Origin of the sequence: Enterobacter sp. JH25 (genome assembly GCF_021725435.1) — a bacterium.
GTDB classification, from domain to species: domain Bacteria; phylum Pseudomonadota; class Gammaproteobacteria; order Enterobacterales; family Enterobacteriaceae; genus Enterobacter; species Enterobacter intestinihominis.
On record NZ_CP091319.1, the window covers coordinates 2,339,571 to 2,355,958 of the forward strand.

The window sequence follows — 16,388 nt, forward strand, 5'->3', positions numbered from 1 at the left end:
CCGGCCATGTTATCGAAGCAGGAGAAATGTCATGAGCAAACTGTTGGACCGCTTCCGTTACTTCAAAACAAAAGGCGACAGTTTCGCCGATGGGCACGGCCAGGTGTACCACACCAACCGCGACTGGGAGGACAGCTACCGTCAGCGCTGGCAGTTCGACAAGATTGTGCGATCCACCCACGGCGTTAACTGCACCGGCTCCTGTAGCTGGAAGATTTATGTCAAAAATGGCCTGGTGACATGGGAAACCCAGCAGACCGACTACCCGCGTACCCGCCCTGACCTGCCTAACCACGAACCGCGCGGCTGCCCGCGTGGCGCAAGCTACTCCTGGTATCTCTACAGCGCCAACCGTCTCAAGTACCCGCTGGTACGCCGCAGGCTGATCGAGCTCTGGCGCGAGGCGCTGGCGCAGCATACCGATCCGGTGCTGGCCTGGGATGCCATTCAGAACGATCCACAGAAAGCGCAAAGCTACAGAAAGGCGCGCGGTAAAGGCGGGTTTATCCGCTCAAACTGGAAAGAGCTTAACCAGCTGATTGCTGCCGCCAACGTCTGGACCATCAAAAACTACGGCCCGGATCGGGTAGCCGGTTTTTCCCCTATCCCGGCCATGTCGATGGTCTCTTATGCCGCCGGTACGCGCTATCTCTCCCTGCTCGGCGGCACCTGCCTGAGCTTCTATGACTGGTACTGCGATTTGCCTCCGGCATCGCCGATGACCTGGGGCGAGCAGACCGACGTGCCGGAATCGGCGGACTGGTACAACTCCAGCTATATCATTGCCTGGGGCTCGAACGTGCCGCAGACGCGTACCCCGGACGCCCACTTCTTTACCGAAGTGCGTTACAAAGGCACCAAGACCGTCGCCATTACGCCGGACTTCTCGGAGGTGGCGAAGCTCAGCGACCAGTGGCTGGCCCCCAAACAGGGTACCGACAGCGCCCTCGCCATGGCGATGGGGCATGTGATCCTCAAAGAGTTCCACCTTGATAACCCGAGCGATTACTTCCTCAACTATTGCCGCCGCTACACCGACATGCCGATGCTGGTCCTGCTGGATGAACAGGCTGACGGTCGCGTGGTGCCGGGCCGCATGCTGCGCGCGTCGGATCTGGCCGACGGGCTGGGTGAAACCAATAATCCGGAGTGGAAAACCATCGCCTTTGACGTCGCCGGAAATCTGGTGGCGCCGAACGGCTCTATCGGTTTCCGCTGGGGCGAAAAAGGCAAATGGAACCTGGAGTCGCTGGCCGCGGGACAGGAGACCGAGCTGACGCTTTCCCTGCTCATCACCCACGACAGTGTGGCAGACGTGGCCTTCCCTTACTTCGGGGGCAACGAGAACCCGCATTTCCGCAGCGTGAAGCAGGAGCCGGTGCTGACTCGCCGCGTACCGAGTAAAACCCTGACGCTGGCGACGGCAGCCAGAGACGCGTGGTCAGCGTGTACGATCTGGTGCTCGCAAACTACGGCCTCGATCGCGGTCTGGAAGACAGTAACGCGGCGGCAAACTACGCCGAGATCAAAGCCTACACCCCAGCCTGGGGCGAACAAATTACCGGCGTCCCCGCTTACCTGATAGAAAAAATCGCCCGTGAATTTGCCGACACGGCGCACAAGACCCATGGTCGTTCGATGATCATCCTCGGGGCCGGTGTGAACCACTGGTACCACATGGACATGAACTACCGGGGGATGATCAACATGCTGGTCTTCTGCGGCTGCGTCGGGCAGAGCGGCGGCGGCTGGTCGCACTATGTCGGCCAGGAGAAACTGCGTCCGCAAACCGGCTGGCTGCCGCTGGCCTTCGCGCTGGACTGGAACCGTCCGCCGCGCCAGATGAACAGCACCTCTTACTTCTACAACCACGCCAGCCAGTGGCGCTATGAGAAGCTCACCGCACAGGAGCTGCTTTCTCCTCTTGCAGACGCGTCGAAATTCACCGGTCACCTGATTGATTTCAACGTCCGCGCCGAGCGCATGGGCTGGCTCCCTTCCGCGCCGCAGCTCAACCTCAACCCGCTGCACGTTAAGGCCCGCGCCGACGCCGCCGGGATGTCGCCGCAGGATTACACCGTGCAGGCGTTAAAATCGGGCGATATTCGCTTCGCCTGCGAACAGCCGGACAACGGCATGAACCACCCGCGCAACCTGTTTGTCTGGCGTTCTAACCTGCTTGGCTCGTCCGGAAAAGGCCATGAGTACATGCTCAAATACCTGCTTGGCACCGAGAGCGGAATTCAGGGCGAGGATTTAGGCTCAACGGATGATGTGAAACCTGAAGAGGTGGAATGGCAAACCGCCGCCATTGAGGGCAAGCTGGATCTGCTGGTGACGCTCGATTTCCGTATGTCCAGCACCTGCCTGTTCTCCGATATCGTCCTGCCGACCGCCACCTGGTATGAAAAAGACGATATGAATACCTCGGACATGCATCCGTTTATTCACCCGCTCTCTGCCGCCGTTGACCCGGCGTGGGAGTCCCGCAGCGACTGGGAGATCTACAAAGGCATCGCCAAAGTCTTCTCTGAAGTGTGCGTCGGGCATCTCGGCACCGAAACTGACGTGGTGCTACAGCCGCTACAGCATGACTCCCCGGGGGAACTGTCGCAGCCTTTTGATATTCTGGACTGGCGCAAAGGCGAGTGCGATCTCATCCCCGGTAAAACCGCGCCAAACATTGCGGTCGTCGAGCGCAACTATCCGGAAACCTACGAGCGCTTCACTTCTCTCGGTCCGCTGCTGGACAAACTCGGCAACGGTGGAAAAGGCATATCGTGGAACACGCAAAACGAAGTCGATTTCCTCGGCAAGCTCAATTACGTCAAGCTCGACGGACCGGCCAAAGGCCGACCACGCATTGAAACCGCCATTGATGCTTCAGAGGTGATCCTCGCTCTTGCGCCGGAAACCAACGGTCAGGTCGCGGTCAAAGCCTGGGAGGCCCTCGGCGAACTGACCGGGCGCGATCACACCCATCTGGCGCTGAACAAAGAAGACGAGAAAATTCGCTTCCGCGATATTCAGGCGCAGCCGCGCAAAATTATCTCCAGCCCAACGTGGTCCGGCCTTGAGAGCGAGCATGTCTCGTATAACGCAGGCTATACCAACGTTCACGAGCTGATCCCGTGGCGCACGATTTCCGGCCGCCAGCAGCTGTATCAGGATCACACCTGGATGCGCGCCTTCGGTGAAAGTCTGGTGGCCTATCGTCCACCGATTGATACCCGCAGCGTCACCCATATGCGCGAGATCCCGCCGAACGGCTTCCCGGAAAAAGCGCTTAACTTCCTGACGCCGCACCAGAAATGGGGCATTCACTCCACCTACAGCGAAAACCTGCTGATGCAGACCCTGTCACGCGGGGGGCCAATCGTCTGGATCAGCGAAACCGACGCGCGCGAGCTGGGGATTGAGGACAACGACTGGATCGAAGCCTTCAACGCCAACGGCGCCCTCACCGCCCGCGCGGTGGTTAGCCAGCGCGTGCCGCCGGGCATGACCATGATGTACCACGCTCAGGAGCGCATTCTGAACATTCCGGGGTCAGAAGTGACCGGACGGCGCGGCGGGATCCACAACTCGGTCACCCGCGTCTGTCCGAAACCGACCCACATGATTGGCGGCTACGCGCAGCTGGCGTACAGCTTTAACTATTACGGCACCGTCGGCTCGAATCGCGACGAGTTCATTATGATCCGCAAAATGAAAAACATTAACTGGCTGGACGGCGAAGGTCGGGATCAGGTTCAGGAGGCGAAAAAATGAAAATACGCTCACAGGTTGGCATGGTACTGAATCTCGATAAATGCATTGGCTGCCACACCTGCTCGGTCACCTGTAAGAACGTCTGGACCGGGCGCGAAGGGATGGAGTATGCGTGGTTTAATAACGTCGAAACCAAACCGGGTATCGGCTATCCGAAAAACTGGGAAGATCAGGATGAGTGGCAAGGCGGATGGATCCGCAGTATTCACGGCAAGCTGACCCCGCGCCTCGGCGGAAAAATGGGCGTCCTGTCGAAAATTTTCGCCAACCCCGTGTTGCCGCAGATTGACGATTACTATGAACCTTTCACCTTCGATTACCAGGATCTGCACCGCGCCCCGGAGGGGGATCACCTCCCTACCGCCCGCCCCCGCTCGCTGATTGACGGTAAGCGGATGGATAAGATCGTCTGGGGACCAAACTGGGAGGAGCTGCTGGGCGGCGAGTTCGAAAAACGCGCCCGCGATCGAAACTTTCAGAAGATCCAGAAAGAGATGTACGGTCAGTTCGAAAATACCTTCATGATGTACCTGCCGCGCCTGTGCGAGCATTGCCTCAACCCGAGTTGCGTTGCCACCTGCCCGAGCGGTGCGATTTACAAACGCGAAGAGGACGGCATTGTGCTGATCGACCAGGACAAATGCCGCGGCTGGCGACTGTGCATCAGCGGCTGTCCGTACAAGAAAATCTACTTCAACTGGAAAAGCGGCAAGTCAGAGAAGTGCATCTTCTGCTATCCGCGCATCGAGTCCGGCCAGCCGACCGTCTGCTCAGAAACCTGCGTTGGACGCATCCGCTACCTTGGCGTGCTGTTGTATGACGCGGACCGTATTGAAGAGGCGGCCAGCACCGAGCATGAAACCGATCTGTATGAGCGCCAGTGCGACGTGTTCCTTAACCCGAACGATCCGGCGGTGATTGAAGAAGCCCTGAAGCAGGGCATCCCGCAGAACGTCATCGACGCAGCGCAGCGTTCCCCGGTTTACAAAATGGCGATGGACTGGAAGCTCGCCCTGCCGCTGCATCCGGAATACCGCACCCTGCCGATGGTCTGGTATGTGCCGCCGCTGTCACCGATTCAGTCCTACGCGGACGCGGGTGGTCTGCCGCAGAGCGACGGTGTACTGCCTGCGGTCGAAAGCCTGCGCATCCCGGTGCAATACCTGGCAAATATGCTCAGCGCGGGCGATACCGGCCCGGTGCTGCGCGCTCTGAAGCGCATGATGGCGATGCGCCACTACAAACGCTCCCAGACCGTGGAAGGCGTGACCGATACCCGCGCCATTGAGGAAGTGGGCCTGACCGAAGCGCAGGTTGAGGAGATGTACCGATATCTGGCCATCGCTAACTACGAAGACCGCTTCGTGATCCCGACCAGCCACCGCGAAATGGCGCGCGACGCCTTCCCGGAGAAAAACGGCTGCGGCTTCACCTTCGGTGACGGCTGTCACGGCTCCGACACCAAATTCAACCTTTTCAACAGCAGCCGCATCGACGCGATCAACATTACCGAGGTGCGCGATCACGGGGAGGGAGAATAATGCAGATCCTTAAAATCATCGCGCTACTGATTGAGTATCCCGATGAGCTGCTTTGGGATAACCGTGAAGAAGCGCTTTCCCTGGTGGAACAGGATGCGCCCATGCTACTGCCGTTTGCGCAGCAGCACCTGAGCGCCCCGCTGCTGGATAAGCAGGCCGAATGGTGTGAAGTTTTCGAGCGGGGGCGCGCGACTTCACTACTGCTGTTCGAGCACGTTCACGCCGAGTCCCGCGATCGCGGTCAGGCGATGGTCGACCTGATGAGCCAGTATGAGAAAGCCGGGCTGGAGCTGGATTGCCGCGAGCTGCCGGACTATCTGCCGCTCTATCTGGAATATCTCAGTATCGTCAGCGACGACGAGGCGCGTGAAGGGCTGCAAAACGTCGCGCCTATACTGGCGCTGATTGGAGGCCGCCTGAAACAGCGCGAGGTAGCGCATTACCAGCTGTTTGACGCCCTGCTGTCGCTGGCGGAAACACGGCTTTCCAGCGACAGCGTGGCGAAACAGGTATCCGGTGAAAAACGTGATGATACCCGTCAGGCGCTGGACGCCGTGTGGGAAGAGGAACAGGTCAAGTTTATCGAAGACAACGCCACATCGTGCGACAGTTCGCCGATGCAGCAATATCAACGACGCTTTAGCCAGGACGTCGCGCCGCAGTACGTGGACGTCAGCGCCGGAGGCCCAAAATGACTCATTACCTGAACGTGTTTTTCTATGACATTTATCCGTACATCTGCGCCACCGTCTTCTTCCTCGGCAGTTGGTTGCGCTACGACTATGGGCAGTACACCTGGCGGGCGTCATCAAGCCAGATGCTCAGCAAGCGCGGGATGAACTGGGCTTCGAACCTGTTTCATATTGGGATTCTGGGGATCTTCTTCGGGCACCTGTTCGGCATGTTAACCCCGCACTGGATGTACGCCTGGTTTTTACCCGTCGCGGTTAAACAGCAGTTAGCCATGATTGCGGGAGGTATTTGCGGGGTGCTGACGCTGATCGGTGGGTCGATGCTTTTGATCCGTCGCCTGTTCAACCAGCGGGTGCGCGCCACGTCCACCACGCCGGATATTATCATCATGAGTATCCTGCTGCTTCAGTGCATCCTTGGGCTGTCGACCATTCCTTTCTCCGCTCAGTACCCTGACGGAAGCGAGATGATGAAGCTGGTCGGCTGGGCGCAGGGGATCGTCACGTTTAAGGGCGGCTCGTCGGAAATGCTGAGCGGCGTCGCGCCGATCTTCCGCGTGCATCTGGTGCTGGGGATGACGATCTTCCTCATCTTCCCGTTCACCCGCCTGGTGCACGTGTGGAGCGCGCCGTTTGAGTACTTCACGCGTCGGTATCAGGTGGTAAGATCGCGCCGTTGATTTGTCGGGTGGCGGCTACGCCTTACCCGACCTACGTTCACACGCCCGTAGGCCCGGTAAGGCGTAGCCGCCACCGGGCTATTTCCCTGCCTGCGGATGCGTATCAAACCCTGCCATTACTGCCGTCAGCTCTGCCAGTGTAAAGCCGTGCTTCGGGTCATCAACGCCCAGGCCAAACCGGTCCTGCATCAGCTTATATAGCGCCTCCGCATCCGGCAAATGGATCTGCTCCTCCACATGACCGTTCTGCCAGTGGGTAAAATTAAAGTTGGTCAGCGTCAGCTTGCCCCCGTCCGGCAGGTGGCGACACATCAGCAGGTGATGACGAAAATGGGACTGAGGCCAGTGCGCCGACCAGAAGTTACCCATCACGTAATCGTTGAAGTACTGCGTCCCCAGGTCAAATTGGTACATCGACTGCCAGTGCTCGTGATGGCGGAATTGCAGTACCCAGTCGTTACCCTCGCTCAGCAAACGATAACTCCCGTGCGGGGTTTCCTGCTCCTCGTTAGCGATCAAACGAATCGGCGCCGTCAGCGTTTGTCCGCCAAATCCTACATCAGCGATCCAGCGCTCGCCGTTCAGCTCAACCAGCAGCAACCGGTGCGTGCGCGGCGGCATCTGCGACGGATTCGCCAGCACAACCCGCCCCAGCACGCTGCGTACCGTAAACCCAACTTCGCGCAACACCCGTTCAAACAGGCCATTTTGCTCGAAGCAATATCCCCCCCGACGCGCGGTGACCAGTTTATCCACCAGACACCCGTCGTCCAAATGGATTTCCCGCGGCAAAACGACGTCAATATTTTCAAAAGGGATCGCGCAGTTATGGTGTAAATGGAGCCCCCGCAGGGTATCGATATTAACCTGTACGGGCTGCTGCCAGCCCGTGCGGGCAAAATAAGCACTCAGAAATGGGGACATGATTTGCTCCATGATGTGATATCCCCTGTTTATAAACTATTTTCCCTTATGCATATGCGCAAAAGTGCTTTTTCGCCATACTCATCGTGTACATGAGGAGATCCTATGAGCCACTTTCGTCCTGTTGAATTACGTCATGTCAGCCGTCTTCTGAATCACGGTCCAACCGTGCTCATCACCAGCCGGGATGAGACCATCGATCGTCGCAACGTCATGGCCGCCGCATGGTCTATGCCGGTGGAATTTGAACCCCCGCGTATCGCGATTGTGGTAGACAAAAGCGCGTGGTCACGGGAGTTGATCGAACGTAGCGGGAAATTCGGCATTGTGATCCCCGGCGTGGCGGCAGCCAACTGGACCTGGGCGGTCGGCAGCGTCAGCGGGCGCGACGAGGATAAATTTAACTGCTACGGGATCCCGGTTATTCATGGCCCTGAGCTTGGTCTGCCGGTTATAGAAGAGAAATGTCTGGCGTGGATGGAGTGTCGGCTATTACCTGTCACTTCTGCGGCCGAGAAATATGACACCCTGTTTGGCGAAGTGGTTTCCGCCGCGGCAGATGAACACGCATTTGTCGCCGGACGCTGGCAGTTTGACGGGGATAAGCTGAATACGCTGCATCATCTGGGGGCCGGGACGTTTGTGACGAGTGGGAAGATGGTGAAGGCGCTGGATTAACGCATCTCAAAAAAGAAAAGCCCTCTTCCTGAGGAAGAGGGCTTTTTATTACTTAACACGCTTCGCAATAATCTCATCCGCCACATTCCGCGGAGCTTCCGCAAAATGATGGAACTCCATCGTATACGTCGCGCGCCCCTGGGACATCGAGCGCAGCGTGGTGGCGTAGCCAAACATTTCAGCCAGCGGGACGTCAGCGCGAATAATCTGGCTGCCGTACTGCTCTGCCATCCCCTGCACCATGCCGCGGCGGGAGGAGAGATCGCCCATAATGTTCCCGGCATACTCTTCCGGCGTTTCCACCTCAACGTGCATCACCGGCTCAAGAATAACCGGATCCGCCCGCCGCGCGCCCTCTTTGAAGCCGAGGATCGCCGCCATGCGGAAGGCCATCTCCGAGGAGTCAACGTCATGGTAGGAACCAAACGTCAGGGTCGCTTTCACATCGACAACCGGATAGCCCGCCAGCACACCCGTATTCATGGCTTCTCGCAAGCCTTTTTCCACCGACGGGATGTACTCCCGGGGCACTACCCCGCCTTTGGTGGCATCTTCAAACACAAAACCACTTCCGGCTGCTAACGGCTCCAGACTCAGGACCACATGACCGTACTGCCCTTTCCCGCCGGACTGTCGGACAAATTTACCTTCAATATCCTTCACCGCTTTACGCAGGGTTTCACGGTAGGTGACCTGCGGACGACCAATGTTTGCCTCAACGCCAAACTCACGCTTCATGCGGTCAACGATGATTTCGAGATGCAGTTCGCCCATCCCGGAGATAATGGTCTGACCGGACTCTTCGTCCGTGTGCAGGCGGAAAGACGGATCCTCCGCCGCCAGGCGCTGTAGGGCGATCCCCATTTTCTCCTGATCGGCCTTGGTTTTCGGCTCAATCGCCAGCGAAATAACCGGGTCCGGGAACTCCATCCGTTCAAGGGTGATCACCGCATTCGGGTCGGTCAGCGTGTCACCGGTGGTGACGTCTTTCAGCCCGACACAGGCTGCGATATCCCCTGTGCGCAGCTCGTCCACCTCATGGCGGTCGTTGGCATGCATCAGCACGATGCGCCCGATTCGCTCTTTTTTGCCCTTCACCGGATTATAAACCGCGTCGCCTTTGCGCAGTATGCCGGAATAGACGCGAATAAAGGTCAACTGTCCGACGTATGGATCGCTCATCAGCTTGAAGGCCAGCGCAGAGAATGGTTCATCATCACTTGGGTGGCGCTCGGCGTGCTGTCCATCTTCGTCTACCCCATCAATAGCGGGCACGTCCAGTGGAGACGGCATCAATTCAATCACCGCGTCGAGCATGCGCTGCACACCCTTGTTCTTGAAAGCGCTGCCGCACAGCATGGGCTGTATTTCACCGGAGATCGTCCGGATCCGTAACCCTTTGATGATTTCCGCTTCATCCAGTTCGCCCGTCTCAAGGTACTTATCCATAAGCTCATCGCTGGCTTCTGCCGCAGACGAGACCATTTTTTCTCGCCACGTCTGCGCGGTGCTCAGCAGATCGTCGGGCACCGGCGCGTAGGTGAACGCCATGCCCTGGGTCGCATCATCCCAAAGAATGGTGCGCATCTTGATGAGATCAACCACGCCGGTGAAGTGTTCCTCTGCGCCCACGGGGATCACAATCGGGACCGGATTAGCTTTCAGCCGCTCCTGCATCATCCGCACCACGCGGAAGAAATCCGCACCCGGGCGGTCCATTTTGTTGACGAATGCCAGACGCGGGACGTGATATTTATTCGCCTGACGCCAGACGGTTTCCGACTGCGGCTGCACGCCGCCGACGGAGTCATAAACCATCACCGCGCCGTCGAGCACACGCATGGAACGTTCCACCTCAATGGTGAAATCCACATGCCCGGGGGTGTCGATAATATTGATGCGGTGCGGTTCAAAGCCTCTGTCCATACCGGGCCAAAAACAGCTCACCGCCGCCGACGTAATGGTGATCCCGCGCTCCTGCTCCTGCGCCATCCAGTCGGTGGTTGCCGCGCCATCGTGTACTTCACCCAGCTTGTGGCTCATCCCGGTGTAAAACAGGATGCGCTCAGTGGTGGTTGTTTTGCCCGCATCGATATGCGCGGAGATACCGATGTTGCGATAACGTTCGAGTGGAATGGGTCGGGGCATGATATTTCCTTACGTCTTCATGACGGGTTTGTGACGACCAGGATAGTCGCGTGTTTGTTCGTTTGTTATAATAGTCCTATTGTACGAGTATTATCGAACTATTTTTTAACGGTTGACCTATTGTTGATATAGCTCAATCTCACGCGAGACGCAGGAAAACGATGATCCCAAACCACCCGGAACCAGAACAAATACTGCTGGAAAATGTGCTGTTCGCCCTCGGCAATCCGCTGCGGCTGGCGATTATTCGACGGCTGGCCGACGGCAGTGAGCTGAGCTGCAACGCGCTGCGCCCGGACGAGGTGGTGAAATCAACCATGACTCACCACTGGCGTGTACTGCGCGACAGCGGCGTGATCTGGCAGCGCCCGCAGGGGCGCGAGAATATGATTTCACTGAGAAGAGAAGATCTGGACGCCCGCTTTCCGGGGCTGATGGCGATCCTGTTACAGTCGAAATCATAAGCGCTCTGACTGTTGCCCTTCGGCCAGCGCGCGCAGCGTAGCTTTGAGCCAGTTCGTGACGCCTCGTTTCCCGCTGCGCTTGTGCGAATAAATTTTTACTTCAAACGGACTGATGTGGAACGGTAAATCAAAAATTTTAATACGGGTAGCTGGCAGCAGCTTTTCAGCGGCGAATCGCGGTAACGCCATCAGCAGATCGCTTTCTGCAATAACAAACGGGGCGCTGAGCATAGACGGGGTTTTGATCGCAATGTGTCGGGTATAACCCATGCGTTCCAGCTGCAAATCCAGCACCCCCTGCTTCTCATTCCACGGCGTAACCACAAGATGCCGGGCGGCGAGATAATCCTCCAGCGTGAGCGCGCTCCGGCTCGCATTGCTAATCACCACATATTCATCTTCGAACCAGCTGATCTCTTCCAGCTCCGGGTACCGGCGATCCTCAATGGTGCTGAATCCCAGGGCCAGATCCACCTCTCCTGCCAGTAATTCCGTCAACGCCGGGCTGTGCGGCAAATATCGTAATTCCAGACGCAAGCCAGGCGCCGCATGTTGAAGCGTATTCATGAGCGCAGGGAATATGCAGAACGCGGTAAAGTCCGTTATCGCGATCTGCAAACACGCTGTACTAATAGCAGGATCAAATTCCGGCTGCGGCGACAGCTCCTGGTCGAGATATTTCAGGGCCGATGCAATAACTGGCGCAAGCTGGGTGGCATAGACGCTGGGACACATTCGATGTCCTTCCCGGTAGAACAGCGGGTCGTTGAGCGAAACACGCAGCCGTGACAGGGCATGGCTGAGCGCCGAGGTGCTCATCGCCAGCTCATCTGCCGCAAGTCGAACGGAACTGTGGCGATAAATCGCGTCAAAAACCGGCAGAAGGTTTAAATCAAGGCGCCTTAAGGCTGGATGCATAATATTCATCATTTATTGATTTCATTGCACTTAATTCTTCTGACATTAGCCTTTATGCTTATCCCCATCAACTACAAACAAAGATAAAGGGAAAGGAATGAGCATTACGATTCGTCAGGCGCGACCTGAAGATGCAGCGGCAATATACGATATGATTTACGAACTCGCAGTCTATGAAAAAGCGCCAGAAGAAGTGGTCACCACGCCGGACGAAATCCGTAAAACGCTGTTTGGTGCAGACAGTAAAACCGAAGCGCTGGTTGCCGAATATGCAGGCCATGCTGTGGGGTATGCCGTTTTTTTCACCAGCTATTCCACCTGGCTTGGCCGCAACGGCATATATATGGAAGATTTGTATGTCTCCCCGGAATACCGCAGCAAGGGTGCGGGAAAAGCACTGCTTAAAAATATCGCGCAATGCGCAGTGGAACGTCACTGCGGCCGGCTGGAATGGAGCGTGCTTGACTGGAACCAGTCTGCAATTGATTTTTATCTGAGCATCGGCGCGGTACCGCAGTCCGAATGGGTACGCTATCGTCTTGATGGCGAGGCATTGCGGGCATTTGCTGAGTAGCAATGCCATCGCGTGAAACGCCCCTCTTTCTAAGGGGCATAATGTCAATGAAAGCGTTGCTGAAGCACGGTATATCTGAGAAAGAGCTTACCGTCTTTTTTTGTTTTCTCTGAGACGTTCGACGATTCAGCGACCGAGGCTCATTCCGGCTGCGTCAGGCTGTAGACAGGGATCCGCCGGGTTGTCATCGTTAGCGTATCAAACACCTCAGTCTCTGACGTCACAATCCTCGTGCCCGTTTTTCTTAGCCTCTGCACATCGGCCGCGATGCGCTGAATGCCAAACCAGAAAAGCCCGTCGAGCGCCGTTACAGATAGTCCATTTTCGAGTGCCAGTTTGAGTCGTTCCCTGGGCGCTTTCACCTGCTGTGCAATTTGCCGGTAAGGTACTTCACTTCCGCCAGTGCTGTCGCTTCGCTGGATCCGCGTTTTCAGGTGATAGGTAAATTCGTCAGGAACGCCTTCCAGGTCCTGTTTAAGGCTGTAAACGCAGCCAAACCGCTTGCCGTTGAACAGGACATTTTTTTGACTGAGCTGGAACTCATTTCTGATCCCATCAATCAACTGCGGGGCGCGGGTGAGGAGTAACCGGAAGGGAAGCTCAAAGCTGGTCACATAATCCACATTCAGCAGCGCGAGACGCAAACGCTCTTCCGCACCGGATTTTTGCTCGCGACACTCGCGCATCACTTCTGCCCACTGGCGGGTCAGACGTTCTGGCTCGGCGACTTCGGTGAGGAGATATTTTTCAAGGTGATAGTCGACTCTTCCGGTCATATTTTGCATCCCGACAAGGTGGATGCGGTAATTCTAACCAGCGGCGCAGATTTTATAAAGGGCGGAGCGCAACGGCATCCGCCCCCTGTGTTACTGCTGGATACTCGACCGATCCGACATATCGCTGGCAGAGAAAGTTCTGACTGAGGACTGGACCTGTTTTTTTCGCGCATACCGGTCCGGTTGCCCTTCAGGACGCGTTTTGAAGCGACGATGCAGCCACATATATTGCTCGGGTGCCATCATCACCGCACGCTCAATCGCCCTGTTCATCTGCGTAGCCACGGCCACTTTATCGCCTCCCTGCAAGGTATCGCTAATATCGTCCAGGATAATCAGCTCATACCCTGTGCCGTCTGCTTTTCTGCGTGGTACAAACGGGATCACGGCCGGTCTGGCACTTTTCACCAGCATATAGCTCCCGGCAGTTGTCGCGGCGTCCGGGACGGCAAAAAACGGCACAAACACGCTATTCGTTTTTCCATAGTCGTGATCCGGGGCATACCACAGGATCTCATTTTGCTTAAGCGCGCGGATCATGCCCTTCAAATCGTAGCGGTCGAGCATGGTTTTATTGGAACGCAGACGACCGCGCGTCTGTAGCCAGTCGAGCAACGCATTGTTGTTGGGACGATAGACGCCAATACCCGCGTTGAGCATGCCAAAGATGCGTGCGCCTAATTCCAGCGTGAGAAAATGCATGCCAATGAGCACCACGCCCCTTCCTTGCGCCCTTGCCTGTTCCATATGTTCGTAGCCGGTCACGCTGAAGTGTTTGCGCACGCGCCAGTCAGGCCAGAACCACGCGATGCCCGTTTCGATGACGCCCATTCCAACCGATTCAAAATTACGCTCAAGCAAACGCTCGCGCTCACCCTCTTTCATCTCCGGAAAGCAAAGCTCAAGATTTCGTCTGGCGATTTCCACGCGGCGTGGAAGCATGCGCATAGCCAGACGCCCGAGTCCGTGCCCTGCTTTTAACAGAAGCGAATATGGGAGCTGGACCGTACACCAGAGTGCGGCGATGCCTGCCCAACTGAACCAGTAACGAGGATGAATAAAGGCGAGTGAAAACCGAGGTAATTTTGTCATGAAAAAATTATCCTTTTACTATCTGTACTTAATCTGGTGCAGTTGTAGTGCTTACCTGCTGATTTAACGAATATTGTTCGGAGGAGTGAATTGTAGCGGAAACGTTGTGCTGTTTATTATCGATTTTTGCGAAAGGAATGAAAGGCGGGGATCGCCGGGTGATACTGCACCACCCGGCAGGCGAGTTACATCGAATAGCCGGGCTTCTTAATCAGTTCATCCAGTTTAGGTCCAATCTCGGTATCCCAGACCTGCGCCTTCCAGTCAGCTTCCTGGACTTCGTGAAGCGCCACGGAGATTGAGCGATCTTTGCTGTTCAGATGACGGACTATCGTTTCGGCGATATCCGCCGCCAGGGCCGTTTTTTGTTCGTCAGTCAGATCGCGTGGAAAACATTTGATATCAACGTGAGGCATGGGCAGGGCTCCTTTTATAGGTTAGCGTTCCACGTTATCAGATTATGTCGTTAGCTTTTAGCACCTTGTGCAGTTCTGGCAACGCGCAGACGGCATCCGCGATGGCGGTGATATTAGGTGCGTTGGTGGTAAACCACTCATGACCTGGCCCCCAGGTACGCACGACGGCAATATAGACGTCAAGCAGCGTTAGCTGTTGGCCAAAGGCATAAGGCGAGGCGCTGAGCTGGCTGTCAAACCACAGATAGAGGGATTTCCGGTACTCAATACAGTTTTTCTTCAGCTGTTCCGGGGCATCAGGCACCCAGCGTTCCGGGTAATCTGCATACGTAAAGGTGGGATAGACGTTCGCCACAAACCAGATGAGCAGGCGCTGAAACTGCTGGCGCTCGGCCTGCCCAACGGGCGGCGCGAGGTCGGGTCGTCTGTCGAGCACCATCAGGGCGATCGCCGCGGTTTCCGTCACGATCGCCCCATTTTCCAGCTCCAGCGTCGGCACCTGGCACAGCGGGTTCAGTTTCAACAGCAATTCGCGCTGCGGGCCGGGCTGGTCAAACCCATCCACGTTGACGAACTGATACGGGATGTCTGCCAGAGTCAGCATCACCTCACTGATTGCCGATCCCCAGCCGGGTACGCCATAGAGTTTGATCATGTTGCCTCCTCAGGGATGAAAACCCTAAGTGTATACCCGTCATACTTCAAGTTGCAGGTGCGTTGGCTGCATTCACTCACCCCAGTCACGTACTTATGTACGCTCCCGGGGATTCGTTCCCTTGCCACCTTCCTGCAACTCGAATTATTTAGGGTATAGAGCACCATTAGTAGGTTATCCCGGGCGGATTAACGTCTGAAGACGTCACCGCTTCGCCCGCTTCCCCCCAGCGCGCCAGCACCTTTTGATAATCCCCGCGCTTAATCGCACCGTCCAGCGCAGCCTGCAACGCATACACCAGCCCATTGCCTTTTTTGGTTGTGGTGGCGACATAGGCTTTCTTCGGGCCTAATCCCACGACGCGGGTTTTGCCGGTTAACGCGGCTTTGTAGGCCGAAACGGACTGCGGTCCAAAGAAGACATCCGCCCTGCCGGACTGAATATAGAGATTGCCTGAGGCGTCGTCGGTCAGATAAACCGGCAACGCAGGCTCGCGTCCGGCCTTTTTATTCTCTTCGTTCCAGCCCAGCAGAATACGTTCCTGATTGGTGCCTGACCCGACAATCACCTTTTTACCGGCCAGATCTTTCGCACTGGTGATCGACTGTACGTTGCTGGTGGATTTCACCGAGAAGGCCAGGGAATCGACGCGATAGGTTGCAAAATCGAACTTTTCCTTACGTTGCTCGGTGACGGCGATATTCACCAACGCCACGTCATAGCGCCCGGAAGTGATCCCCAGCGGCCAGTCTTCCCACGCCGTTGGCACCAGCTTCAGCTTCAGCCCCAGACTGCCCGCCAGTAACCGGGCGATATCCGGGTCGCTGCCAATACGGGTGCGGTTATCACTGGCCAGCAGCGCCAGCGGCGGAGAATTCAGGGCTGAAATCGCCACCGTGAGGGTACCCGGCTCAACAAATTTATAGTTCGCCGGGATTTTCGCCACTGCCTGTTGATCAACCGTCACCGGCAGCGGCTGTTCGTTGGCCTTTAAATCAATGCTGGCGTGACTCGCCGTCGTGAAGACCAGCCCCGCCAGGAGTCCATATTTCATCTGCG

Annotated in this window: 14 protein-coding genes and 1 pseudogene; 7 read left to right on the forward strand and 8 right to left on the reverse strand. The window is 56.7% G+C overall.

Annotation, left to right across the window (positions count from 1 at the left end):
- Positions 1 to 31: 31 nt before the first annotated feature.
- The 4 genes and pseudogenes from L2Y28_RS11290 to narI all read left to right on the forward strand — a co-directional run bounded on the left by L2Y28_RS11290 (position 32) and on the right by narI (position 6,684).
- A pseudogene (locus tag L2Y28_RS11290) lies at positions 32 to 3,771 on the forward strand (nitrate reductase subunit alpha).
- A complete protein-coding gene (gene narH, locus L2Y28_RS11295) occupies positions 3,768 to 5,312 on the forward strand; it encodes a nitrate reductase subunit beta (protein ID WP_022648212.1) in 1,545 nt (514 codons plus the stop codon). Before L2Y28_RS11290 ends, narH begins: the two are co-directional and overlap by 4 nt.
- Positions 5,312 to 6,007: a nitrate reductase molybdenum cofactor assembly chaperone gene (narW, locus tag L2Y28_RS11300; protein ID WP_022648213.1), complete on the forward strand. Its 696-nt coding sequence runs from the start codon at positions 5,312 to 5,314 to the stop codon at positions 6,005 to 6,007. Before narH ends, narW begins: the two co-directional genes overlap by 1 nt.
- The gene (narI, locus tag L2Y28_RS11305) at positions 6,004 to 6,684 is read left to right on the forward strand and encodes a respiratory nitrate reductase subunit gamma (RefSeq protein ID WP_022648214.1); all 681 of its coding nucleotides are present in this window, start codon (positions 6,004 to 6,006) and stop codon (positions 6,682 to 6,684) included. The genes narW and narI overlap by 4 nt, the downstream gene beginning before the upstream one ends.
- 78 nt (positions 6,685 to 6,762) lie before the next feature.
- Here the strand turns inward: narI and nhoA are convergent, their stop codons facing one another.
- Complete coding sequence (gene nhoA / locus L2Y28_RS11310) at positions 6,763 to 7,608, reverse strand: N-hydroxyarylamine O-acetyltransferase (RefSeq protein WP_022648215.1); 846 nt, start codon at positions 7,606 to 7,608, stop codon at positions 6,763 to 6,765.
- Positions 7,609 to 7,713: 105 nt separating this feature from the next.
- Here nhoA and L2Y28_RS11315 point away from each other — a divergent pair, with 105 nt between their 5' ends.
- Positions 7,714 to 8,286 carry a flavin reductase family protein gene (locus L2Y28_RS11315; RefSeq protein WP_022648216.1) on the forward strand — a complete coding sequence of 191 codons (573 nt, stop codon included), beginning with the start codon at positions 7,714 to 7,716 and terminating at the stop codon, positions 8,284 to 8,286.
- A 48-nt stretch (positions 8,287 to 8,334) separates the two neighbouring features.
- Here the strand turns inward: L2Y28_RS11315 and fusA are convergent, their stop codons facing one another.
- On the reverse strand, positions 8,335 to 10,434 hold the full coding sequence (gene fusA, locus L2Y28_RS11320) for an elongation factor G (RefSeq protein ID WP_023330144.1): 2,100 nt from the start codon (positions 10,432 to 10,434) through the stop codon (positions 8,335 to 8,337).
- Positions 10,435 to 10,595: 161 nt separating this feature from the next.
- On the opposite strand from fusA, the gene L2Y28_RS11325 reads away from it, so the two are divergent.
- On the forward strand, positions 10,596 to 10,898 hold the full coding sequence (locus L2Y28_RS11325) for a helix-turn-helix transcriptional regulator (RefSeq protein ID WP_022648218.1): 303 nt from the start codon (positions 10,596 to 10,598) through the stop codon (positions 10,896 to 10,898).
- On the opposite strand, the gene L2Y28_RS11330 is transcribed toward L2Y28_RS11325, so the two are convergent.
- Entirely contained in the window at positions 10,893 to 11,828 is a 936-nt protein-coding gene (locus tag L2Y28_RS11330; RefSeq protein WP_022648219.1) for a LysR family transcriptional regulator, read from the reverse strand. The two genes, L2Y28_RS11325 and L2Y28_RS11330, sit on opposite strands and share 6 nt — an antisense overlap.
- Positions 11,829 to 11,913: 85 nt before the next feature.
- On the opposite strand from L2Y28_RS11330, the gene L2Y28_RS11335 reads away from it, so the two are divergent.
- Positions 11,914 to 12,390 carry a GNAT family N-acetyltransferase gene (locus L2Y28_RS11335; protein WP_022648220.1) on the forward strand — a complete coding sequence of 159 codons (477 nt, stop codon included), beginning with the start codon at positions 11,914 to 11,916 and terminating at the stop codon, positions 12,388 to 12,390.
- 140 nt (positions 12,391 to 12,530) lie between these two features.
- Here the strand turns inward: L2Y28_RS11335 and L2Y28_RS11340 are convergent, their stop codons facing one another.
- The 5 genes from L2Y28_RS11340 to L2Y28_RS11360 form a co-directional block, all read right to left on the reverse strand.
- The gene (locus tag L2Y28_RS11340; protein WP_022648221.1) at positions 12,531 to 13,166 is read right to left on the reverse strand and encodes a helix-turn-helix domain-containing protein; all 636 of its coding nucleotides are present in this window, start codon (positions 13,164 to 13,166) and stop codon (positions 12,531 to 12,533) included.
- A gap of 90 nt (positions 13,167 to 13,256) precedes the next feature.
- Complete coding sequence (locus tag L2Y28_RS11345) at positions 13,257 to 14,258, reverse strand: Kdo(2)-lipid IV(A) acyltransferase (RefSeq protein WP_022648222.1); 1,002 nt, start codon at positions 14,256 to 14,258, stop codon at positions 13,257 to 13,259.
- A 185-nt stretch (positions 14,259 to 14,443) separates the two neighbouring features.
- On the reverse strand, positions 14,444 to 14,674 hold the full coding sequence (gene pptA / locus L2Y28_RS11350) for a tautomerase PptA (protein ID WP_022648223.1): 231 nt from the start codon (positions 14,672 to 14,674) through the stop codon (positions 14,444 to 14,446).
- A 37-nt stretch (positions 14,675 to 14,711) separates the two neighbouring features.
- On the reverse strand, positions 14,712 to 15,329 hold the full coding sequence (locus L2Y28_RS11355) for a glutathione S-transferase family protein (RefSeq protein ID WP_022648224.1): 618 nt from the start codon (positions 15,327 to 15,329) through the stop codon (positions 14,712 to 14,714).
- A 166-nt stretch (positions 15,330 to 15,495) separates the two neighbouring features.
- On the reverse strand, positions 15,496 to 16,383 hold the full coding sequence (locus L2Y28_RS11360; RefSeq protein WP_022648225.1) for a transporter substrate-binding domain-containing protein: 888 nt from the start codon (positions 16,381 to 16,383) through the stop codon (positions 15,496 to 15,498).
- Positions 16,384 to 16,388 lie beyond the last annotated feature (5 nt).